Genomic DNA, 22,275 nt, shown 5'->3' with positions numbered 1-22,275 from the left:
TCCGTCCGCTGCTTTTCTGCGCTGTTGCTTCGCGCTTCTTCATACAGTTCGATAATCGGGCTGCATGGGGTCATGCAACTTCCATGCCGATGCCGGGCGGGGGCGTGTCGCGCCCGTTGTTGGTGCACGGTGACGATCAGAACTCCATATCGAGTTCGTCGATGTCCTCGGTTTCCGACTGGGCCGCCGCGATCCATTCAGCAACGTAAGGCTGCTTGAGTATGCGCATGCAGTAGTCGCCGATGTCGGGGTCGATCGGCACGTCATAGGTTAGCAGGCGTGTGACGACGGGCGCATACATCGCGTCCGCCGCGCCGATCTCGCCGAACAACCAGGGCCCGCCATACTTTTGCAGACATTCGCGCCAGATCGTCACGATACGCCCGATATCGTCCTGCGCGCGCGACCAGACGCGAAAGTTCGGGAAGTGGCCGCGCAGGTTCATGGGCAGCGCCGAGCGCAATGCGCTGAAGCCCGAATGCATCTCCCCGCATACGGAGCGGCAGTGCGCGCGCGCCGTGCGGTCCGCGGGCAGCAATTGCGCTCGCGGCTGGATCTCGTTGAGGTATTCGCAGATCGCGAGCGTGTCCCAGACCGTGATGCCGTCGTGACGCAGGCAGGGCACGAGAATGGAAGGCGAAAGCAGCAGCAACTCGGCGCGCGCGGCGGCGTCGTCGAGCGGCACGGTTACCGTTTCGAATTCGAGTCCAGCGAGTTTGGCCAGCAGCCAGCCGCGCATGGACCACGACGAATAGTTCCGGCTGCTGATCGTCAGGGTCGTATTCGTCTGATTCATGGGTGCTCCAGAACGGTAAGGAAACGGTGGGCAGGTGCGGGAAGGAAGCCGCATGCACCGAATGCGCGCATCACGGGTGCATGCACCTCTCGCGGCATGCGCCGCACTACATTGCGGCATGCAGGACGGCGCAGCCGGCGTGCTGTGCACGTTGCGCGAGGCGTTCGCGCCCCGCTGCCGCGGCGCGACGCGCAGGCCGCGGCGCGCGTGCTCGCGCACGCATGCCGCGCCACGCCGAAAAGGTGCAAACACTGTGCCAATGAACGCTTCTGGCATATGTATTGCCTGCTTCACTTCGCGTTCAAGACAATTGAGACCCGTGCCCATGAACCTGCTTGCCTACCTGGCCTACCAGACGTTCGCGGACGCGACGAGGTTCGGGCGTGCCGCCGCGTCGTTTTCCCGCGCGGCGATCGCGGCCTGGCCCACGCTCGCATCCGGATTCGACGCGCGCTATCTCGATGCATGGTGGGAGCAGATCGAGCTTGCCGGGCTTTCGCACGCGCGGCCGCCGTTTGGAATCGATTTCGTGGAGGTCGATGGCGTGCGCACGCCGGTGACCGAAAGCGTCGTCAAGCGCACGCCGTTCGCCTCGCTGCTCCACTTTCGCAAGGACGTGGCCGTGCCGCAGCCGCGCGTGCTGCTCGTCGCTCCCATGTCGGGGCACTTCGCGACCCTGCTGCGCGGCACCGTGCGCACCATGCTGGCCGACCACGACGTCTATATCACCGACTGGCACAACCCGCGCGACGTGCCCTTGGCGGCGGGCCGCTTCGGCTTTGACGAATACGTCGAGCACGTCATGTCCTTCATTCGGCGCATCGGGCCCGATGCGCACCTGGTGGCGATCTGCCAGCCGACGGTCGCGGCGCTGGCGGCCGTCTCGTTGATGGCCGCCGACAACGATCCCGCGCAGCCCGCGAGCATGACGCTGATGGCGGGGCCGATCGATTGCCGGGTGAATCCCACCAAGGTCAACGAACTCGCCAACAGCAAGCCGATCACGTGGTTCGAGCGCAATCTCATCAGCGCGGTGCCAGGCGGCTTTCCCGGCGCGCAACGGCGCGTGTACCCGGGCTTCGTGCAACTCAGCGCGTTCATGTCGATGAATCTGGAGCGTCATCTCGCGTCATTCGAGGAGATGCGCCACGAACGGGCGAAGGGCGACCCCGCGAGAGCCGATGCGCTCAACGTGTTCTATCGCGAGTACTTCGCCACCTCCGATCTCACCGCGGAGTTCTATCTGGAAACGGTCAGCTCGGTGTTTCAGGAGTACGAACTGCCGCTCGGCAAGCTCAAGGTGGGCGAGCGCCTTGTCGAGCCGCACGCGATCCGCCGTACGGCGCTGCTCACGATCGAAGGCGAGAAGGACGATATCTGCGCGGTGGGGCAGACCGTGGCCGCCCACGATCTGTGCCGGGGGCTGCGCCCCTATATGAAGACGCATCATGTGCAGACGGGCGTGGGCCACTACGGCGTATTCAATGGCCGCCGCTGGGACACGCAGATTTATCCGCTCGTGCGCTCGACCATTCACGACCACGAGCCGCGCGCGCGACGCATTGCGGCGCCGGAGGCGGTAGGCGACGATCAGGTGACCCTGCGCGCGCTGCTCGACGCCGACGCACATGCGGCATCGGCGATCAGCCGCGCGGCCGAAACGCAGCCCAAATAGGACGGACGGCGCGCTTTAGGTCGCGTCAGGTCGCTTTACGTCGCGGCGCTCGTTTGCCATGGCGTCGGCGCCGGCACGGCGCATGGCGCTTCCACATCGATCGACTTGAAGTCGGCGGGGCTCACGATTTCGAGGTACTCCATGTCGGGCGAGTAATCGAAGAGGTAATGCGCGATGCCCGGCGCCTGATGCACGCAGTCCCCCGCTTCGACGAGGGTTTCCTTGTCGCCGTACATGAAGCGCGCCCAGCCCTTGAGCATGATGACAATGTGAAATTCTGCCTCATGCCGGTGCCAGCCCGTGCCCAATTCCGGCGCAAGATTTGCCCTGACGAGTTGCGCGACCACCTTGCCGTGCGTCGCATCGGCGATTCCCAGGTCTCGATAGACGAAGAAGTCGCGCAGCCCTCCGCCCGTAAATGACGTGTCCTGCGGCTTGACGTGCGAAAAGTCCGTGGCGAGTGCGGTTTGCATGACAGGTCTCCCGAGCGCGAAGGTTGAAGGGGCAACGGGTTCGACAAGCACGACGCGTTCCAGCGTGAGGCCCCGAACATTTGAGTGCTGCTATGACGCCGTGGCCGGTTATATCGATTCTGTTATTCATCACATAATGAATCGAAATTTCGGCCTTAATTTTGACTGACCAATATTTTCGCTAACGTGACGTTATCCGGCGGACAACTGTCGAATAGCGTCGCATCCTTCCCAATCCTGTTTCGGAGACCTCATGGCAACAAAATTCGCTTGCGCGGCGGTGCGCTCACTGCGCTTCGCGGCGACGGTCGTCGCCACGCTCGGCGCCTGTGCCGCGCTAAGCCCCGCGGCTACCGCCGCGGCCCCCGCCGTGGCCCCGATCGGCGTTGCGTTCGTCTATCTCGGCAACCCCGGCGACGCAGGCTGGACCTATGCGCACGAGCAGGGCGTGAAGGCGATCGAAGCGAAGTTCGGCGACAAGATCAAGGTCACGCGCGTGGAGAACGTGCCCGAATCGGCCGACTCCGAGCGCGTGTTTCGCGATCTCGCAAGCAAGGGCAACAAGATTATCGTCGGCTCGAGTTTTGGTTTTCAGGACTTCGAACTGAAGACCGCAAAGGATTACCCGGACGTGGTATTCGAGCACGCAACGGGCTACAAGAAGGCTGCGAACTTCGCAACCTATGATGTGCGCACGTACCAGAGCGCGTATCTCGCCGGGCTCGTTGGCGGCTATACGACGAAGACGAATACGCTCGGCTTCGTCGCCTCGGTGCCGGTGCCGGAAGTGGTGCGCAACATCAACGCCTTCACGATGGGCGCGCGCTCGGTCAATCCGAATGCGAAGGTCAAGGTCATCTGGATCAATAGCTGGTTCGATCCGGGCAAGGAGAAGCAGGCGGCCGAAACGCTGATCGGCCAGGGCGCGGACGTGCTGATTCAGAACACCGATTCGACGGCGACGATGCAGACGGCCGAGCAGAAGAAGGTGCACGCGTTCGGTTGGGACTCCGATATGAAGAAGTTCGGCCCGAATGCTCAGTTGGGCGCATGCGTGAGCTACTGGGGCGTGTATTACTCTCACCTGGTCGAACAGGTGCAGGCGGGCACGTGGACCAATGCGCCAACGTGGTGGGGCCTCAAGGAAAAAGCCATCGACCTTGCCGACATCAATACGGCAACCGTTTCGCCTGCCGCGCAAAAGGCGCTCGCGCAAAAACGCGACGATATCATTGCCGGCAAGTTCGATCCGTTCGCGGGACCGATCAAGGATCAGAGCGGCGCGATCAAGGTGGCCGCCGGCACGTCGCTGCCCGATGCCGAGTTGCAGCGGCTAAACTGGTTCGTGCAAGGCGTAGACGGCGCATTGCCGAAGTAACACCGCCGACGTAACGCCACCGACGTAACACCACAACAAGGAGGAGACACAGTTTGAGCCTGACCCATTTGCCGCAACAAAGCGCGTCGGCGTTTCCCGAACAAGGGCTCGCGCCGACGCGCGAACAGATCGTGCGCCATTTGCGTCACGCGAGCCTTGTCGCGGAGCGTGCGACGCTCCTGGGTCACCACCCGTTTGGCGCCATTCTCGTCGGACCCGATCAGGAGTCGGTGCTCATCGAACAGGGCAATGTCGATACCGTCAATCATGCGGAGGCGGTGCTCGCGCGTACCGCTGCGCTGAACTTTACGCCGCAATACTTGTGGAGTTGCACGCTGTATACGACGGTTGAGCCGTGTTGCATGTGCGCGGGCACGGCCTATTGGGCGAACATTGGGCGCGTGGTGTTCGGCATGACGGAAGAGCGGCTGCTGCAATGCACGGGCGACCATGCGGAGAATCCGACGATGAGTGTGTCGTCGCGTTATGTGTTCGACCATTGCCAGAAGCGCGTAGAGCTGATCGGGCCCGTGCCCGAGGTCGAGGAAGAAGTGATGCAGGTGCAGCGCAGGTTTTGGGGGCATCGGTAACCGTAGTCGCGGGGGCGTAATTGGGCGTAATCACGCGCAATTGCGCTTTAAGTCATCTGACCTATGCTTAACGCACCGGCTTCGTTTGAACAGGAGGAAAGCAAATGAAAGCTCGACGCGTGTTTGCAGCCCTGCTGGCTGTATCGCTTGTCCTCGCGCTTCCGGCAACCGCGAGTTACGCATGCGACGGTAGTGGTTATAACCAGCCAAACGGCCCGGGAAAATGAAGCGGTCATATAACTAGCCGCTGGCCGGGAAAACCGCCACCAAAAAACTTTTCTGCACCGCCGCATCGGGTATGCTCATCCCCATCCGTCTCATTGCATTGACGAGAAACAGGGGAGCGAAGACATGCGGCGTGTGGTATTCAATCAGAAGGGTGGCGTAGGCAAGTCAACGATTGTTTGTAATCTCGCCGCAATCAGCGCGAATGAGGGTCAGCGTACGCTCGTGATCGACCTCGACGCGCAGGCAAATTCGAGCCAGTACCTGCTCGGGGCCGCTTCCGCCGATGCGAAGCCCAACGTCGCCGACTTCTTCGAAACCGCGCTGACTTTCAGCTTCAGGCCCATCGACGTCACGTCGTTCATTCATTCGACACCGTTCGAGAATCTGGACGTGATGCCCGCGCATGCGGACCTCGACACGCTGCACGGGAAGCTCGAGTCGCGCTACAAAATCTACAAGTTGCGCGACGCGCTCAAAGAACTCGACATGTACGATGCGATTTACATCGACACGCCGCCTGCGCTGAACTTCTACACGCGCTCCGCGCTAATCGCGGTCGAGCGCTGCCTCATTCCATTCGACTGCGACGACTTCTCGCGCCGCGCGCTCTACACGCTGCTCGAGAACGTGAAGGAGATTCAGCAGGATCACAATGCCGCGCTCACGGTCGAAGGCATCGTCATCAACCAGTTCCAGCCGCGCGCGAGCCTGCCGCAGAAGCTCGTCGACGAACTCGTCGATGAAGGGTTGCCGGTGCTGTCGTCGCGGCTGTCGTCGTCGGTGAAGATTCGTGAATCGCATCAGCAGGCCAAGCCTGTCGTGCACCTCGACCCGGCGCACAAACTCACACGCGAGTTTGTCGCGCTACACCAGGAATTGAGCGGAGCCTGAAGAGCAAGAGCGGACATCACCGGTTTACGCCCCCGGCGGAGTGTGCAAGTATCCCTCGCAGCGAGTAGCACCGATACTCTTGCTCTCTTGCGAGGTGCACAATGGACTGGAGGTTCTGGAAGACCGAGAAGCGCCAGGAAGAAGAGGCGCGCAACTGGCCGACCGATACGCATGAATCCATACGCCAACTCCTGGGCATGTACCAGGGCGTTGGCACGCCGCCGTTCGCGAACTGGGCCGCGCCCGGCATCGCGTTCACCCCCGAAGTCGAAACGACCGCCCAAAATGGGGTCAAGGGCTATCAGCTTGCCCTGTGGTTCTGGCTGTTTGCCGAGAAGCACGGCACCATCGCGGCGCGAATGGCGCGCGAAACGTTTTGCCTGCTAGCCGATGCCGCGCAGCCGTCTTCGGGAGACGCGATCGATGCACTGCTCGACCAGGAAAATCGCCTGGCGCGTGCTGTCGAAGCGATTTCCGCCGAACAGCGCGCGTTCGCGGTGGAAGGCATGCGTGTTGAACTGCCGATGGAATTCTTTCTCGCCACCGGCACCCTGAGGCTTCGGCCCGAGTCGCCTTATGCGGGGGAGGCGGGCGCTTCCCTGCAAGGCAACGACTACAAGCTGGCGGACTGCTTTCGCCACGCCACTGACGAAGCGCTCGCCGTTTTCCGGCCGATGATCGAGGCCGTCGAATTCGACGCGAAGTCGCTGCCCAACTGGAAATGGAGCGCCCGGCCCGGCGCGGCGGAGCGCCACTTGCAGCGGCGCTACAGCAATCCGCTTTTCCCTCTGCACCGGCAGATGGTGACGGCCCACGACGTGCATGAAGCGCGGCTCGCCGACAATCAGGCGCTGCAGGACATTCGCAACGAACTCAATGAAGTGAGGCGCGCATTCTTCGAAAAGCCGGAGCTGCCGCTGAACTGGCTGGCCTACCTCGAAAGCTATCGGGACGAAGTCGACCGGCTCGATGAACGCCGCCTCGTAGCGGGCGGGCAAAACGCTGCGCTCGGCGAAGCGATCGCGGCGCTACGTGCTGACGTGCTTGCGCCGTGGCGCGCCGAGATCCAGAAGAGCCGCCCGAGCCTCGCCGCGCTCGAGCAGGACGAAGCGCGCAGGGCCGAACGGCGCGCGCTGCTGTACGGGTGCGACTGGACGGCGCAACTGCTGAGTCACGGCTCGCTGATCCCGCCGGAGGAAGTCGTGCCCGCACTGCTGAGCGAATCGCCGCCTGAGCTGGAGCGGGCGGTGACGGGGCTGCAGTCCGAGCCGCGTTTGCATGAGACGCTGGCGCACTGCCGGGCCGTTGGGCATCGGATCGTCAATGAGCTTCGCGCCGCGGGTCACAGCTTTCCCGATATGACCGACAAGCTTCGTATTCTGGACGGCTCATTCGACGGCCCGCTGAACCGTCCCCAGGACGGACCGCACGACAGCGCAACGGGGCAGGTGCCCGCGTGAAGAGGCGGGCATCCGGCTGATTCGCTAACGTCAGGTTTTCAGCCGGTAGCCCGTTTTGAAGATCCACGCCGTGATCACGAGGAACAGCGCGAGAAAGGCGGCTGTCATGCCGAGACTCACGCCGACGTCGACGTCCGCGAGCCCGTAGAAGCTCCAGCGAAAACCGCTGATGAGATAGACGATCGGGTTGAACAGCGTGATCACCTTCCATGCGGTGGGCAGCATGTCGACCGAGTAGAAGGCGCCGCCAAGGAAGGTGAGCGGCGTGATGACCAGCAGCGGCACGATCTGCAACTTCTCGAAGTTGTCCGCCCAGATGCCGATGATGAAGCCGAGCAGGCTGAACGTGACCGCCGTTAGCAGCAGGAACAGCACCATCCACACGGGATGCTGGATCTGGATTGGCACGAACAGCGCCGCGGTCGCGAGGATGATGAGCCCGAGCACCACCGACTTGGTCGCCGCCGCGCCGACATAGCTGATCACGATTTCCAGGTAGGACACGGGCGCCGAGAGCAGTTCGTAAATCGTGCCCGTAAAGCGCGGGAAGTAGATGCCGAACGACGCGTTCGAAATGCTCTGCGACAAGAGCGACAACATGATGAGGCCCGGCACGATGAACGCGCCGTAGCTCACACCATTGACTTCCTTGATGCGCGAGCCGATCGCGGAGCCGAATACGATGAAGTAGAGCGAGGTGGAAATCACCGGCGCAACGATGCTTTGCATCAGCGTGCGCCGGGTGCGCGCCATTTCGAAGCGGTAGATGGCGCGAATTGCGTAGTGGTTCATCGCGAGGTTACCTGTCCTTTTACCTGTGCTTTGCCATCTTCCTCGACCGCAGGCGCGGCGAATGGCGCAGCGGCCGCCGGGTCCTGATGGACGAGACTCACGAAGATGTCCTCCAGCGAACTCTGGCTCGTTTTCAGGTCCGTGAAGCCAATGCCGGCATCGCTCAGGTCTTTCAGCAGCGCAATGATGTCGTTGCGCTCGTTTTCGCTGTCGTAGGTGTAGATGAGTTCGGCGCCGCTGCCGGCCAGTTCCAGCCCCCAGGCGGCGAGCCCTTCCGGAATGGCGCGCAACGGGGCTTCGAGCTGCAACGTCAGTTGCTTGCGGCCCAGCTTGCGCATGAGCACGTCCTTGTGCTCGACGAGCATGATCTTGCCTGCGTTGATCACGCCGATCCGGTCGGCCATCTCTTCGGCCTCGTCGATGTAGTGGGTCGTGAGAATGATCGTCACGCCGTTCGCCTTGAGCCCGCGCACGAGTTCCCACATGTCGCGGCGCAATTCGACGTCCACACCCGCAGTCGGTTCGTCCAGAAACAGGACCTGCGGCTCGTGCGCGAGCGCCTTCGCGATCAGCACGCGGCGCTTCATGCCGCCCGAGAGCGTCATGATCTTGTTGTTGCGCTTCTCCCACAGCGACAGGTCGCGCAGCACGCGTTCGACATACGCGGGGTTGGCCGGCTTGCCGAACAGGCCGCGGCTGAACGACACCGTGGCCCAGACCGTTTCGAATGCGTCGGTGGTGAGTTCCTGCGGCACGAGGCCGATCAGCGAGCGCGCGGCGCGGTAGTCGGCGAGGATATCGTGACCGGCCACGCGCACGCTGCCTTCGCTCGCGTTGACGATGCCGCAGATGATGCTGATGAGCGTCGTCTTGCCCGCGCCATTCGGCCCCAACAGCGCGAAGATTTCGCCGCGCTGGATGTCGAGGTTGATGTTCGTGAGCGCGTGGAGCCCCGATGCATAGACTTTCGAGAGATTCTCGATGGAGAGGATCGTTTGCATGTGCGTGACATTACCAGAAGCGGGTAAAACACACCGCGCGGACCACACGGGACCTCTCCAGGGAAAACCCTCGCATCGCATTCCCATTCGCTGGGAATCGTATTTTTGATTTCCGGGAGTGACGTGGCATGCTGACTGCATCCATTCAGCCTTCGTCCTCCAGGTGAAACACGAACCCGGTGTTACCGGCGCAGAGCGCCTGCTACTGGTGCTTTCGGCACTCGCGAGCCGCGGCAAGGCAATGTCCGCGAAGGACATGCTCGCGGCAACGGGTCTCGCGCAGAGCACACTCTACCGCCAGGTCGCGGTGCTCAAGCGCTGGGGCTTCGTGACCGAAGACGCCGGCTATTACGCGCCGGGCCCCATCAGTCTGCAGCTTGCGCTCGGCTTCGACGTCAATTCGCTGCTCGTCGAATCGAGCCGCGAAGGCATGCTGCAACTCGCGCGGACCTCGCAGGAGAGTGTCGGGCTCGTCGTTGCCGTGAACGACCAGGTGGTCTGCCTCGAAATGGTCGAGAGCACGCATTCGCTGCGCTGCTCGTTCGAGAAGGGGCGCGCGGTTGCACTCAAGGCCGGAGCGTCGGCCAAGTCATTGCTCGCGTTCATGCAAGAAAAAGCGCGCGGCGAGGCGCTCGATCGCCTCTTCGCCGGCGACGCAGCGGGCCGCGCCTCGATCGAAGCGGAACTGGCGCAGATTCGCGCACGCGGCTACGCGGTGAGCGAAAGCGAAGTCGACCCCGGCGTATGGGGCGTGAGCGCGCCGGTGTTCCGGCGCGTTGCGCGCGGCGCGCTCGCCAACGCGTCGATCACCTTGATGGCGCCGTCCTCGCGCGTGGCGGGCCGCGAGCTTCAACTCGCCGACTGGACCTTGCGCACTGCGCACGCCATTTCCGCCCGCCTGCAAACCGAATGAATGCGAACGAATGCGATTGCATTTCGATAGACCGCAACGAAAGAAGTCAACAACCGTAGCGTCCCGATCAACCACACACCGGAGTCCAACCATGAAACTGCACAAACTGCTGTCCGCCACGTGCGTCGCATTCGCGATGTTCGCCGCCGCCGCTCCCGGCACCGCGAGCGCGCAAGCGCAGAACGTTCTCCAGGTCGCGACCGATGCGACGTTCCCGCCGATGGAGTTCACGGAAAACGGCCAGCGCACCGGCTTCGACGTCGACCTCATGAACGCGCTCGCCAAGGCCATGGGCAAGCAGGTCCAGTGGACCGACATCGACTTCAAGGGGCTGATTCCGGGGCTCATTGCGCATCGCTTCGACGCCGCGATCTCCGGCATCTACATCACGCCTGAACGCAGCCAGGTGGTGGACTTCACGCAGCCGTATTTCGCGGGCGGCCTCGTCGCGCTCGTGAAGGCCGACTCGCCGATCAAGACGCTCGCCGATCTCGAGGGCAAGAAGGTCTCCGTGCAGGTCGGCACGAAGTCGGTGAACTTCCTGCGCGACAATTACCCGAAGGTCACGCGCGTCGAGGTCGAGAAGAACCAGGAAATGTTCGACCTGGTCGGCATCGGCCGCGCCGACGCCGCCGTTACCGGCAAGCCCGCTGCGTATCAGTTCGCACGCACGCGCCCGGGATTTCGCGTGCTCGACACGGAGCTGACGAAGGAGGCCTATGGCATTGCGGTGCGCAAGGACGAACCGCAATTGCGCGATTCGCTCAACGCAGCGCTTGCGAAGATCAAGGCGGACGGCACCTACGCCCAGATCGTGAACAAGTGGTTCGGCGCCGGTTCGAAGTAATGCGGCGGATCTGATCCATGCAACTCGACTTCTCTCCGGCCATAGCCGGTTGGGCCGACATCGCACACGGCGCGCTGGTCACGGTGGAGGTGACCGCCGCGGCGCTCGTGCTCAGCTGCCTGCTCGGCCTTTTGATCGGCATCGGCCGGCTCGCGCCGCAACGGCGGCTCATTTACGGCTTCTGCACCGGCTACCTTGTCTTCTTTCGCGGCACGCCGCTGCTCGTGCAGTTGTTCCTGCTGTTCTTCGGGCTGCCGCAGTTCAACATTCTGCTGCCGGCGTTCGTTTGCGGCATGTTGGGGCTCGGGCTCTATTCGGCGGCTTATGTTTCGGAGATCGTGCGCGGCGCGATTCAGTCCGTCGATCGCGGGCAGATGGAAGCTGCGCGTTCGATCGGCATGTCGGCGGGGCAGGCCATGCGCGCGATCATTCTCCCGCAGGCCGTTGTTCGCATGATTCCGCCGCTTGGCAACGAATTCATCGCGCTCATCAAGAATTCCGCGCTGGTCTCGCTGCTGACGATCGACGACCTCATGCATGAAGGCCAGAAGATCATCAGCGTTTCGTATCGCTCGCTGGAGGTGTACCTCGTGATCGCGCTCGTCTACCTCGTGCTCACGCAGACGACCAACTATGCGCTGCATCGCGTCGAGCGCCGCTTGCGCGCAGGAGGGATGGTGCAATGAGCACGCAACCGGATCCGATCGTCAGCATTCGCGGACTCAAGAAGTCGTTTGGCTCGCACCTCGTGCTCAACGGCATCGACTTCGATATTCAGCCGCAACAAGTGGTCGTGGTGATCGGCCCGAGCGGTTCGGGCAAGAGCACGTTCCTGCGCTGTTGCAACGGCCTCGAGCAGCCCGAGGGCGGCACGGTCGATATCTGCGGTCATCGCCTCGTGGAAAACGGCGCGATGCTCAAGGACCGCGCGCTCAACGCGCTGCGTACCGAAGTCGGCATGGTGTTCCAGTCGTTCAACCTGTTCCCGCACCTCTCGGTGCTGCACAACATCACGGTAGGGCCGCGCATGTTGCGCGGCGCTTCGAAGGCGCAGGCCGAGTCCGCCGCGCTTGCCCTGCTCGAGAAAGTCGGGCTCGCGCACAAGGCGCATGTGATGCCGGCCAGCCTTTCGGGCGGACAGAAGCAGCGTGTCGCGATTGCGCGCGCGCTCGCCATGCAGCCGCGCGTGATGCTGTTCGACGAGCCGACTTCGGCGCTCGACCCGGAGCTGGTGGGCGAGGTGTTGCAGGTCATGAAGCTGCTGGCTTCCGAGGGCATGACCATGGTGGTCGTCACGCACGAAATGGGCTTCGCGAAGGAAGTGGCCGACGTCGTGGTGGTGATGGACGGGGGCGAGATCGTCGAGGCGGGGCCGCCTTCGACGATCTTCACCGCGCCAGCGCAGCCGCGCACGCGCAGCTTCCTGCAAGCGGTGCTTTCACGAGCATGAGCCGCTCGTCCGTAGCAACGGTGACGCTGCTGCGCGGCGTCGATCTTGCGCCCGCACCCTGGAAGAATGGCGGCGGGGTGACGCGCGAAATCGCGGCGGGTGGCGCGGCGCTCGCGCCGCCCGATGCGTTCGCCTGGCGCGTGAGTCTCGCGGATATCGCGCAGGCCGGGCCATTTTCGCGTTTCGATGGCGTCGACCGTACGCTCGTATTGATCGCAGGCGCGAGCTTGCAGCTGGACGAAGTGCGCGCCGCCGCAGAGATGCCCCACGTAACGCACAGGCTGGAAAGCGCGCTGGACATCGCCCGCTTTGCCGGTGAATCCACGATCGATGCGCGGATTGCCGCAGGGCCCGTGCGCGTGTTCAACCTGATGGTGCGCCGTGGCGTCGCGCATGGCGCGCTCGAAGTGTGGCGAGAAGCAGGGCGGCGCACGGTATGTGCGCAGACCGTGTTGCTGCATGCCGTGCAACGCGAGGTTGCGGTGAGCGTGGCTGGCGAGGGTTTCATCGCGCTCGCGCCGGGCGACACGTTGCGCGTGGACGCCGGGCAGGCAATGAACCTCGAAGCGCGCGGCGAAGGCACGCTGCTGGCCGTCACACTCGATATTGCGCGAACCTGATTTCATGAGCACCGTTATTCCTCCGCTTTCCATCATGAACGCGCTTTTCGCAGACCATGCATACCTGCCAGGCGGTTGGCGCCGCAACGTGCTGCTCGAATGGGACGCAACGGGCACGCTGCGCGGCGTGACGCCCGATCTCGCGCACGCGCCCCAGGGCGTCGCATGCGCGGCCGGTCCGCTCATCCCTGGCATGCCTAATCTTCATTCTCATGCGTTCCAGCGCGCGATGGCGGGCCTCACCGAATACCGCGCGAATCCCACCGACAGCTTCTGGAGCTGGCGCGACCTGATGTACCGTTTCGCTGCGCGCATCACGCCCGAGGATCTTGAGGCCGTTGCGAGCTGGCTTTACGTCGAAATGCTCAAAGCGGGCTATACGTCCGTGTGCGAGTTCCACTATGTGCATCACGCGCAGGACGGCCAGCATTATGCGAGTCCCGCCGAGCTGGCGCAGCGTGTGGTTAGGGCGGCAGAAGTCAGCGGTATCGGCATGACCATGCTGCCGGTGCTTTACCAGTACAGCGGCTTCGGCCAGCAACCGCCGCGCGACGACCAGCGGCGCTTCATCAACACGCCCGACCAGTTGCTCGCCATCGTCGAATCGTTGCAACGCTTACAGCCGCAACACGGCGTGTTGCGCTATGGCGTCGCGCCGCATTCGCTGCGCGCGGTGTCGCAGGACTCGTTACGCGTGCTGCTGGAAGGGCTCGATGGCGCATTGCCTCACGCGCCTGTGCATATCCATATTGCCGAGCAGACCGCCGAAGTGGACGCGTGCCTCGCAACCGAGGGCGCGCGGCCCGTTCAATGGCTGCTCGATCGCTTCGACGTGAACGCACGGTGGTGTCTCGTGCACGCGACGCACATCGACACGAACGAGACGCAGGCGCTCGCAAAGAGCGGCGCGGTGGCGGGCTTGTGCCTCACGACGGAGGCGAATCTCGGCGACGGTTTTTTCCCGGCCCATGACTACCTGGCGGCGCAGGGCGCGTTCGGCATCGGCTCCGATAGCCATATCGGCGTGGACTGGCGCGCCGAGTTGCGCCTGCTCGAATACGGGCAGCGGCTCACGCGGCGCGAACGCAATGTGCTCGCATCGCACGAGACCGCGCAGGTGGCCGACCGTCTGTTCGACGCGGCGCTCGCTGGCGGCGCGCGCGCAACCGGACGCGCGGTGGGCGCGCTGCAGGAGGGCGCCCGCGCCGACTGGCTCGTGCTCGACGCGCAGCACCCGAACCTCGCGCAGCAAACGCCACAAAGCTGGCTTTCCTCCGTGGTGTTCTGCGAGCACGGCGAAACGCCGGTGCGCGACGTGTACGTGGGCGGCGAGCCAGTCGTCGCGCACCGGCGCCACCGCGACGAAACGCGCCTGTACGCCGGCTATCGCAAGGCGCTGAACCATCTCCTCGCCAGCGCTTGAGTGCGTGGCCAACCGAACGGAGCCCACATGACCGACCTCTATTTGCTCGAACGCGGCACGGCGCCGCTGCTGATTTCGATTCCCCACCTCGGCACGCAGATACCCGAGCCGCTGCGCGACGCCTATACGGACATTGCGCTCACGGTTGCCGATACCGACTGGCATCTCGACCGGCTCTATGCGTTTGCGCAGTCATTGGGCGCGACGATATTGGGTGCGCGCGTGTCGCGCTATGTGATCGACCTGAACCGGCCGCCCAATGACGAAAGCCTGTATCCGGGGCAGACGACGACTTCGCTGTGCCCGACCGAAACGTTTCGCGGCGCGGCGCTCTATCGCGAGGGCCGTGCGCCCGATGCGCACGAACGGCAACGCCGCGTCGCCGCCTACTGGCAGCCGTATCACGACGCGCTGCGCGCCGAGTTGCAGCGCTTGCGCACGCAACACGCCAACGTGCTGCTGTGGGAAGCGCACTCGATTGCGAGCGTGCTGCCGCGGCTATTCGATGGCAAGCTGCCTGATCTGAACATCGGCACGCAGGACGGCCGCACGGCGGCGCCGGCGGTCCAGGCGGCAGTCGAGCGCGCGGCTTCGGCAAGCGGCTTCACATGGATCGCGAACGGCCGTTTCAAGGGCGGCTACAACACGCGACACTACGGCGCGCCGCAAGACGGCGTGCATGCCGTGCAGCTCGAAATGTGCCAGTCGACGTATATGAGCGAGGCAGCGCCGTTCGACTACGCGCCGTCGCTCGCGCAGAAAATCGAGCCGGCGGTGAGCGCGATGGTGGGCGGCGCGCTCGAGGCCGTGAAGGCGATGAACGCCTCGGCGGGCTGATAGCGCGGCGCTTCGGCTATTCGGGTTTGCCCCGTCCTGGATGCCGCTTGAGCGCGGGAAAGTACTCAGTTGCGCGGGCTACGATGGCGCTGCCGATCGTAGTATTCTCTAGCGACGCGGCCTCGGGGGGCGCTGATGTGCCATCGCGAAGCAGTCCAGACATCCAGACAAAGAGGAGAGATTGAATGAAGTTGAAGAAGCTCCTGTTCACAAGCGCGCTTGCGGTATCGGCACTGGGATTCACCGCCATTTCCGCCCATGCGGAAGATCTGCTCGATTCCGTCAAACAGGCCGGGGTGCTGAAAATCGGTCTGGAGGGCACCTATCCCCCGTTCGATTCCCGTGACAGCAGCGGCCAGCTCGTCGGCTTCGATGTGGACGTCGCGAAGGCCGTGGCGGCCAAGCTCGGGGTCAAGCCCGAGTTCATTCCCACCGAATGGAGCGGCATTATCGCGGCGCTGCAGGCCGGCAAGTTCGACGTGATCGTCAATCAGGTGACCATCACGCCGCAACGCCAGCAGGCGCTCGACTTCAGCCAGCCGTACACGTATTCGGCGGCCCAGCTGATCCAGCGCGCCGACGACAAGCGCGAATTCAAGACGCTCAACGAATTCAAGGGCGACAAGAAGCTCGGCGTGACGCTCGGCACCAACTATGACCAGATGGCGCGCGCCGTGCCGGGCATCAACGTGCAAACGTATCCGGGTGCGCCGGAGAAGCTGCGCGACCTGGCCGCGAAGCGCATCGACGCAACGATGGACGACCGCCTGATGCTGCCGTACATCATCAAGACGTCGAACCTGCCGCTGCGTCCGGGCGCCGTGTTGCCGGGCGCCGATCAGGAAATGGCCATTCCGTTCCGCAAGGGCAATCCGAAGTTCGAGAAGGCGATCAACGACGCGCTCACCTCGCTCAAGCAGGATGGCACGCTCAAGAAGATCTCCATGCAGTGGTTCGGCCAGGACGTGACGCAACCGCTCGCTCACTAACGCGACAGGCGCTTTGCTACCAGCGCCTTGCTTCACTCGCGCCGGCCGCATTCATGGCCGGCGCGATCGCTTCATCACTCCTTTTTAGCGCGCCGCCTGCGTCCTCGTGCGCATCTTCGCCACTTCTGCCGCGCCCACCGCACCCGCCTTGTTGTTCCACCCCGCGCGCACGAACGTGAGCACGTCGGCAATCTGCTTGTCGCTTAGGACATCTGCATAAGCGGGCATGGGGTACGGCGCGGGCATGCCCTGAATCACGAGATCGCCGGTGCCGTTGAGCGTGACGTTGATGAGCGACGACGCGTCCTTCTCCAGCACGTTCGGATTGCCCGCGAGCGGCGCGAACATCGGCGCGAAGCCGCGCCCGTCGGCGCCGTGGCAATGCATGCAATACGCCGTGTAGACGCGCGCGCCCGCATCGTTGGCCGGGCGCGAGAGCGATACTTTCGTCGCCTGCGGGTCATATGCATACGCCGGTCCACCATCGCCGCCCTTCGCCGGCAGCGACTTCAGGTAGACGGCGATCGCGTTCACGTCCGCGTCGTTCATGGCCTGGGTGCTCTTGTTGACCACGTCGGTCATCGCGCCGAACGCCGAGGCGTGCTGGTTCGCACCCGTCTTCAGGAACTGCGCGAGGTCCGCTTCGCTCCAGCGCCCGAGGCCCGTGTTGTGCTCGCCCGTCAGGTTCGAGGCGAACCAGCCGTCGAGTGCGGCGCCCGTGAGCCAGGCGTCGCCGCTTTCGTCGAGCGCCTTCTCGTTGAACCCGACGCCGCGCGGCGTGTGGCACGAGCCGCAGTGGCCGAGGCCCTGCACGAGGTACGCGCCGCGGTTCCATGCCGCGTCCTTGCCCGCTTTGTCCTGGTACGCGCCCTTCTCGAGGAAGACGGCGTTCCAGAGCTTGAGCGGCCAGCGCATGTTCATTGGCCACTTGATGTCGGCGTCGCGGTTGCTCTGCCTGACCGGTTGCACGCCCTGCATGAAGTACGCGTAGAGCGCGGCGACGTCTTCGTCACGCACCTTCGCGTACGAGGGATAGGGCATTGCCGGATAGAGATTGTGGCCGTCTTTTGCCACACCCTCGCACATGGCGCGCGCAAAGTCCGCCTGCGTGTAGTTGCCGATGCCGGTGTCGGGGTCGGGCGTGATGTTGGTCGTGTAGATGCGTCCGAGCGGCGTGTTCATCGGCAGGCCGCCTGCAAACGGCTTGCCGTGCGGCGCCGTGTGGCACGCCGCGCAGTCGCCCACGGTGGCGAGATAGGCGCCGCGCTGGATTGTGGCGGCGTCCGCTGCGGCCGCTGCAAAAGCGGGGCGCGCACCGGCACACGCGAAGGCCGCGAGGGCGAGCGCGAGTTTTGCACCGCGGCCGGCGGCGCGGCGCAGGCCGCGGGCTCGTTGGGATGCCTTGATCGTTTTCGTCATGGTTCGCTCCCTCACGCCGACTGTGCGGATGCGCCCGCGTTCGCGAGCTGGCGGCCCACGGGCAAATGCCGCAGACGCTTTCCGGTGGCCGCATAGATCGCATTCGCCACGGCCGGAATGACCGCCGCGGTACCGGGCTCGCCGATCCCGCCAGGCGCTTCGGCGCTCTTCACCATATGCACTTCGATCACCGGCATCTGGTCGATGCGCATGATCCGGTAGTCGGTGAAGTTGGTTTGCGTCACACGTCCGCGCTCGATCGTGATTTCCCCCCACAACGCGGCGGTGATGCCGAACGCAATGCCGCCCTGGATCTGCGCCTCGATAGTCTCGGGATTCACGACCATGCCGCAATCCACGGCGCACACCACGCGGTTCACGCGCACCTCGCCGTCGTCCACGGTGACGTCGGCGACCATGCTGAGGAAGCTGCCGAACGCGTGCATGACCGAAACGCCGCGCCCCTGGCCCTTCGGCATCGGCGGTCCCCAGTTCGCGGCGCGCGTGGCCACGTCGAGCACGCCCAGCGCGCGCGGCGACTTGCCGAGCAGATTGCGGCGATAGGTGACCGGATCGGTTTTCGCGGCCACGGCCAGCTCGTCGATGAAGCTCTCCACCACGAACGTGCCGCGCGTCGGTCCCACGCCGCGCCAGAACGCGGTGGGCACCGCATGCGGCTCCTGGCGCACGTATTCGATCAACTGGTTCGGCAGGTCATAGGGCAGGTCGGCGGCGACTTCCACGGCGTCGGGGTCCACGCCGTGCTGGAAGGCGGGCGGCGCAAAGCGCGCCATGATCGAAGACCCCGCAATGCGGTGTTGCCACGCCACGGGTTTGCCGTTCGCGTCGAGCGCGGCCGAGATGCGGTCGTAGTAGTACGGCCGGTACATGTCGTGCTGAATGTCCTCCTCGCGCGTGTAGAACACCTTCACCGGCACATTGAGCTGCTTGCCGATCTTGAGCGCCTGGGTGATCGCATCGACTTCGAGCCGCCGCCCGAAGCCGCCGCCGAGCAGGTGGTTGTGCACCGTGATCTGCTCGGGCTTGAGACCGGTGACGGCCACGGCCGTATCCACGGCGCGTGTGGGCACCTGGGTGCCCACCCAGATGTCGCAGCCGTCGGGCTGCACGTGCACCGTGCAGTTGATCGGCTCCATCGTTGCGTGCGCAAGGAACGGCTGCTGATACACCGCGTCGATGCGCGTTTTCGCGTTGCCGAACCCCTGCTGCACGTCGCCGTCCTTGCGCGCAACGGCGCCCTCGCGTTGCGAGGCGCTCGCCAGATCGCCGACGATCTGCTGCATCGACACGCTCGCGCCCGCGCCTTCGTTCCACTGAACGACGAGCGCCGCCGCGCCGCGTTTCGCGGCCCACGTGTGCGCGCCGATCACGGCCACGCCGTTGTCGATCTTCACGATCTGCGTGACGCCGGGAACCTGCTTCGCGCGCGTGTCGTCGACCTTCGCGAGCGTGCCGCCGAACACGGGGCAGTTCACGATGGCGGCGTAGACCATGCCGGGCAGGCGCACGTCGAGGCCGAATTGCGCCGAGCCGTCCACCTTCTCCGGCGAGTCGAGGCGCCTGGTGGGCTTGCCGACCAGTGTGAAGTCTTTCGGGTCCTTGAGCGCCACCTTCTGCGGCACGCTCAGGTGCGCGGCCGCATCGACGAGCTCGCCATAGGCAATGCGCCGGCCGCTCGCGTCGTGCAGCACCTCGCCTGCCTTGGCGTGGCAGCTGGCGGGGTCGACCTGCCACTGCTGCGCGGCGGCCTGGATCAGAACGGTGCGCGCCGCGGCGCCCGCTTCGCGCATGGGCTGCCACGCAAAACGAATCGACGTGGAGCCGCCCGTGAGCTGGCCGCCGAGCAGCGGGTCGGTGAAGAGCTTCTCGTTGGGCGGCGCGTGGTCGACCGTGACGCTATCGAGCGGCACTTCGAGTTCTTCCGCGATCAGCATGGGAATCGACGTGTACACGCCTTGCCCCATTTCGACCTTCGGGATGATGAGCGTGACCTTGCCCGAGCGGTCGATCTGCACGAACGCGTTCGGCTCGAACACGCCGTCTTGCGGCGCTTCGTTGCCGTCGCCGCCGATGATCGACTTGCGCGTCTGGCTGTCGCCTTGGGCACCTGCGGAAAAGCTGATGCCGAGCAGCAGCCCGCCGCCTGCTGCCGCACCGAGCTTGAGGAACGTGCGGCGCGAGAGTTGACCGCCGCCGTCGTGTTGCGGCTTGCGTCGCGGCGCGCCGTTCTGCGCATCGAGGAGACCCTGTGACATGTCAGGCCTCCTTCGCGGCTTGCTTGATGGCGGCGCGAATTCGCGCATAGGTGCCACAGCGGCAAATGTTGCCCGCCATTGCGGCGTCGATGTCCGCGTCGCTCGGGTTCGGATTCGCGGCAATGAGCGCGGCCGCCGACATGACCTGCCCCGATTGACAGTAGCCGCACTGCACGACGTCGATCTCGCGCCAGGCCTTCTGCACCTTCTGCCCCGCAGGCGTCGTGCCGATCGCCTCGATGGTCGTGATCTTGCGGCCCGCTACGGCCGCGACGGGCAGCACGCACGAGCGCGCCGCCTCACCGTCGAGATGCACCGTGCATGCGCCACACTGCGCAATGCCACAGCCGAACTTCGTGCCGGTGAGGCCGACGATGTCGCGCAGGACCCAGAGCAGCGGCATCTCGGGTGGCGCGTCGACTGTATGAGTTTCTCCGTTGATGATCAGCGTCGTCATGAAGCGGCTCTCCGGGAGTGGGGATTTGTCGATATTGATCGCGCAATCGAAGTGTCCGCGCGCCGGCTGTTCCGCTTTGCCCGCCTAATGGGGGGCAAAGCACAGGCACATGAGCACGGCCTTTCGACAACCGGTTGAGTGTAGCGCCGCCTTTAAATACGTGCAGAAAACGGTCCGTTATGGTGGCTTGCAAACGAAAGCTGTCCTGGCCCGGCAATCAAAGTTGTCCAGGGTGTGGCCTCGCGCAAATGCCATGAGCCGCGGTGCAACCGGGGGGCGGAACCGGCGCCGCGCACGAATTGATTTCTCCGCAACGATTGATTGCCCTTTGCTGAGTGCTTGTGCTGGAAGTGCCGTTTGCTGTCGACAGAACCAAGTAGCCTTTAAACGTGTGCTTCATGGCATGGCGCGGCTGTGAATTTTCTCGGGTTCGAAAATTCAATTTGGATTACTTATCGTATTCATCGCCGGCGGTTGCCTCTCTGTGCTGCCGCAATTCGATCGCGTGTGCGCTTGCGCACATTCGGGCGTAAATTTTCAGGAAAACTGAGATGCAGCTTTCTAATGTTCGGGCATAAGTCCAGCCCCTTCTGCAGGACCTCCAATGGCAACGTGTGTCGCGTAGCCGCCGACTTGATGGCCTTCGACAAATCCTTACGGAAACTTGTCATTCGTGTCGCGGGAACCGATGAATGTAGCGTCTTCCGGAAAACTACGATGACGGTCCATTCGTTTGCAATTGAGTATGACGCCCGACTACTGCGTTTCACGAAAAAACAGAATGGTCCCGTGAAAGCAGCACGAAATTGATCGGTGGCTCGATCGGGATGCGGTGCGTGAGAATAACTGAATAGTGAGGAAATCATGGCTCAACCTCGCGCTGTCAACGCGCAAACCATTGAACTCGTCAAAAAGGCTGAGGGGATTCCTGGTATTACGACTGGCGATATTTATCCTTACATGGATCCGATAGGCATCTGGACGATCGGATGGGGGCACGCCATTGGAGTCGATGGTCGTTTCCTGCGCGGCAATGCCGATCTCGACAAGGTCAAGGCACTCTATCCGGACGGAATCAGCGAGGCGCAGGCAGAAATTTTCCTGCAGGCCGACTTGATGCATGCCGGAAGCGGCGTACTCTCAGTCGTCACGGTTGCGCTCAATGACAACCAGTACGGCGCACTCACGAGTTTCACGCTCAATCTCGGCTTGGGCAATCTGCGTTCTTCGACGCTCCTCAAGCTATTGAACGCGAGAGACTTCGACGATGCGGCGAAGCAGTTCCCGCGCTGGAGTTTCGCCAACGGAAAACAGCTGCCGGGCTTGCTCAAGCGAAGAGAAGCAGAGCAAACACTCTTCCTGAACTGAGAAGGGGACAATCGTGAAGGCGATACACGGCCTGCTGGCCATGCTCTTTCTTGTGGCCGCATCTTTGGTGAATGCGGCGGACGCGCCGGGCGCAACGGACACATCGACAAAGCCGGCCACGTTGTACAGGCCAAGGCCGGTCGCCCTGGGTGACATTGTCGCCGTGACGCTCAAGAAGCAGCCGTGTCAGTCACTTGCGGTCGTCCAGAAGTACAGGCTTCTCGTGAATGGCGCGTATACCGGCATCGCCGCGCAAGGATGCCAGAACGTGGCACTGCCGGACGGGAGCACGGCGGGACAGATACAGTTTCTCCTGCGAAAGGATTCGGACCCGCCCGCGCCTGAAACCGCCGCCGCGTGGCGTACGCTGATTGGCGAACCGTGGCAGGGGC

General features: G+C 63.8%; 22 protein-coding genes. 15 read left to right on the top strand and 7 right to left on the bottom strand.

Features of this window, described 5'->3' with window-relative positions:
- Positions 1–136: 136 nt before the first annotated feature.
- Entirely contained in the window at positions 137–796 is a 660-nt protein-coding gene (locus U5A52_RS08965) for a glutathione S-transferase family protein (RefSeq protein ID WP_321908522.1), read from the bottom strand.
- Positions 797–1,121: 325 nt separating this feature from the next.
- On the opposite strand from U5A52_RS08965, the gene U5A52_RS08960 reads away from it, so the two are divergent.
- Entirely contained in the window at positions 1,122–2,471 is a 1,350-nt protein-coding gene (locus tag U5A52_RS08960; RefSeq protein ID WP_321934539.1) for a polyhydroxyalkanoate depolymerase, read from the top strand.
- Positions 2,472–2,506: 35 nt separating this feature from the next.
- On the opposite strand, the gene U5A52_RS08955 is transcribed toward U5A52_RS08960, so the two are convergent.
- Positions 2,507–2,944, bottom strand: a complete 438-nt coding sequence (locus U5A52_RS08955) for a cupin domain-containing protein (protein WP_321908526.1) — start codon at positions 2,942–2,944, stop codon at positions 2,507–2,509.
- Between the two features lie 253 nt (positions 2,945–3,197).
- Between U5A52_RS08955 and U5A52_RS08950 the strand changes: the two genes are divergently transcribed.
- The 4 genes from U5A52_RS08950 (at position 3,198) to U5A52_RS08935 (ending at position 7,491) form a co-directional block, all read left to right on the top strand.
- Positions 3,198–4,322, top strand: coding sequence for a BMP family ABC transporter substrate-binding protein (locus U5A52_RS08950; RefSeq protein WP_321934538.1), 1,125 nt, complete (start codon positions 3,198–3,200; stop codon positions 4,320–4,322).
- A 53-nt stretch (positions 4,323–4,375) separates the two neighbouring features.
- Positions 4,376–4,912, top strand: coding sequence for a nucleoside deaminase (locus tag U5A52_RS08945; protein ID WP_321934537.1), 537 nt, complete (start codon positions 4,376–4,378; stop codon positions 4,910–4,912).
- A gap of 351 nt (positions 4,913–5,263) precedes the next feature.
- The gene (locus U5A52_RS08940; protein ID WP_158761326.1) at positions 5,264–6,031 is read left to right on the top strand and encodes a ParA family protein; all 768 of its coding nucleotides are present in this window, start codon (positions 5,264–5,266) and stop codon (positions 6,029–6,031) included.
- Positions 6,032–6,132: 101 nt separating this feature from the next.
- The gene (locus U5A52_RS08935; RefSeq protein WP_321908531.1) at positions 6,133–7,491 is read left to right on the top strand and encodes a tryptophan leader peptide; all 1,359 of its coding nucleotides are present in this window, start codon (positions 6,133–6,135) and stop codon (positions 7,489–7,491) included.
- A 30-nt stretch (positions 7,492–7,521) separates the two neighbouring features.
- On the opposite strand, the gene U5A52_RS08930 is transcribed toward U5A52_RS08935, so the two are convergent.
- Entirely contained in the window at positions 7,522–8,283 is a 762-nt protein-coding gene (locus U5A52_RS08930) for an ABC transporter permease (RefSeq protein WP_321908532.1), read from the bottom strand.
- Positions 8,280–9,284, bottom strand: a complete 1,005-nt coding sequence (locus tag U5A52_RS08925; RefSeq protein WP_321908533.1) for an ABC transporter ATP-binding protein — start codon at positions 9,282–9,284, stop codon at positions 8,280–8,282. Before U5A52_RS08925 ends, U5A52_RS08930 begins: the two co-directional genes overlap by 4 nt.
- A gap of 163 nt (positions 9,285–9,447) precedes the next feature.
- Between U5A52_RS08925 and U5A52_RS08920 the strand changes: the two genes are divergently transcribed.
- The 8 genes from U5A52_RS08920 to U5A52_RS08885 all read left to right on the top strand — a co-directional run bounded on the left by U5A52_RS08920 (position 9,448) and on the right by U5A52_RS08885 (position 16,363).
- The gene (locus U5A52_RS08920) at positions 9,448–10,197 is read left to right on the top strand and encodes an IclR family transcriptional regulator (protein WP_321934536.1); all 750 of its coding nucleotides are present in this window, start codon (positions 9,448–9,450) and stop codon (positions 10,195–10,197) included.
- A 91-nt stretch (positions 10,198–10,288) separates the two neighbouring features.
- Positions 10,289–11,044, top strand: coding sequence for a transporter substrate-binding domain-containing protein (locus U5A52_RS08915; protein WP_321908537.1), 756 nt, complete (start codon positions 10,289–10,291; stop codon positions 11,042–11,044).
- Between the two features lie 17 nt (positions 11,045–11,061).
- The gene (locus U5A52_RS08910) at positions 11,062–11,730 is read left to right on the top strand and encodes an amino acid ABC transporter permease (RefSeq protein ID WP_321934535.1); all 669 of its coding nucleotides are present in this window, start codon (positions 11,062–11,064) and stop codon (positions 11,728–11,730) included.
- Positions 11,727–12,494 (top strand): amino acid ABC transporter ATP-binding protein, encoded by a 768-nt coding sequence (locus U5A52_RS08905; RefSeq protein ID WP_321908540.1) that lies wholly within the window; start codon positions 11,727–11,729, stop codon positions 12,492–12,494. The genes U5A52_RS08910 and U5A52_RS08905 overlap by 4 nt, the downstream gene beginning before the upstream one ends.
- Positions 12,491–13,114, top strand: coding sequence for a HutD family protein (locus U5A52_RS08900; protein ID WP_321934534.1), 624 nt, complete (start codon positions 12,491–12,493; stop codon positions 13,112–13,114). The genes U5A52_RS08905 and U5A52_RS08900 overlap by 4 nt, the downstream gene beginning before the upstream one ends.
- 4 nt (positions 13,115–13,118) lie before the next feature.
- The gene (locus tag U5A52_RS08895) at positions 13,119–14,537 is read left to right on the top strand and encodes a formimidoylglutamate deiminase (RefSeq protein ID WP_415773673.1); all 1,419 of its coding nucleotides are present in this window, start codon (positions 13,119–13,121) and stop codon (positions 14,535–14,537) included.
- Between the two features lie 27 nt (positions 14,538–14,564).
- Positions 14,565–15,374, top strand: a complete 810-nt coding sequence (gene hutG / locus U5A52_RS08890) for an N-formylglutamate deformylase (protein ID WP_321934533.1) — start codon at positions 14,565–14,567, stop codon at positions 15,372–15,374.
- Positions 15,375–15,559: 185 nt separating this feature from the next.
- Positions 15,560–16,363 (top strand): transporter substrate-binding domain-containing protein, encoded by an 804-nt coding sequence (locus U5A52_RS08885; protein WP_321934532.1) that lies wholly within the window; start codon positions 15,560–15,562, stop codon positions 16,361–16,363.
- Positions 16,364–16,447: 84 nt separating this feature from the next.
- Here U5A52_RS08885 and U5A52_RS08880 read toward each other — a convergent pair whose 3' ends face one another.
- From U5A52_RS08880 to U5A52_RS08870, 3 genes are read right to left on the bottom strand one after another with little or no spacing between them, the layout of a single operon-like run.
- Entirely contained in the window at positions 16,448–17,782 is a 1,335-nt protein-coding gene (locus U5A52_RS08880; protein WP_321934531.1) for a cytochrome c, read from the bottom strand.
- Positions 17,783–17,793: 11 nt separating this feature from the next.
- The gene (locus tag U5A52_RS08875; protein ID WP_321934530.1) at positions 17,794–20,058 is read right to left on the bottom strand and encodes a xanthine dehydrogenase family protein molybdopterin-binding subunit; all 2,265 of its coding nucleotides are present in this window, start codon (positions 20,056–20,058) and stop codon (positions 17,794–17,796) included.
- A gap of 1 nt (position 20,059) precedes the next feature.
- The gene (locus U5A52_RS08870; RefSeq protein ID WP_321908553.1) at positions 20,060–20,515 is read right to left on the bottom strand and encodes a (2Fe-2S)-binding protein; all 456 of its coding nucleotides are present in this window, start codon (positions 20,513–20,515) and stop codon (positions 20,060–20,062) included.
- Between the two features lie 864 nt (positions 20,516–21,379).
- Here U5A52_RS08870 and U5A52_RS08865 point away from each other — a divergent pair.
- Positions 21,380–21,883 (top strand): lysozyme, encoded by a 504-nt coding sequence (locus U5A52_RS08865; RefSeq protein ID WP_321908555.1) that lies wholly within the window; start codon positions 21,380–21,382, stop codon positions 21,881–21,883.
- A 13-nt stretch (positions 21,884–21,896) separates the two neighbouring features.
- Positions 21,897–22,275 (top strand): hypothetical protein (locus tag U5A52_RS08860; RefSeq protein ID WP_321934529.1); only part of this gene is annotated, 379 nt, incomplete at its 3' end.

This window comes from Paraburkholderia sp. J8-2 (assembly GCF_905220195.1).
Classification (GTDB): domain Bacteria; phylum Pseudomonadota; class Gammaproteobacteria; order Burkholderiales; family Burkholderiaceae; genus Paraburkholderia.
Note: the sequence above shows the minus strand (reverse complement) of the source record. Positions and strands in the feature narration are given on the sequence as shown.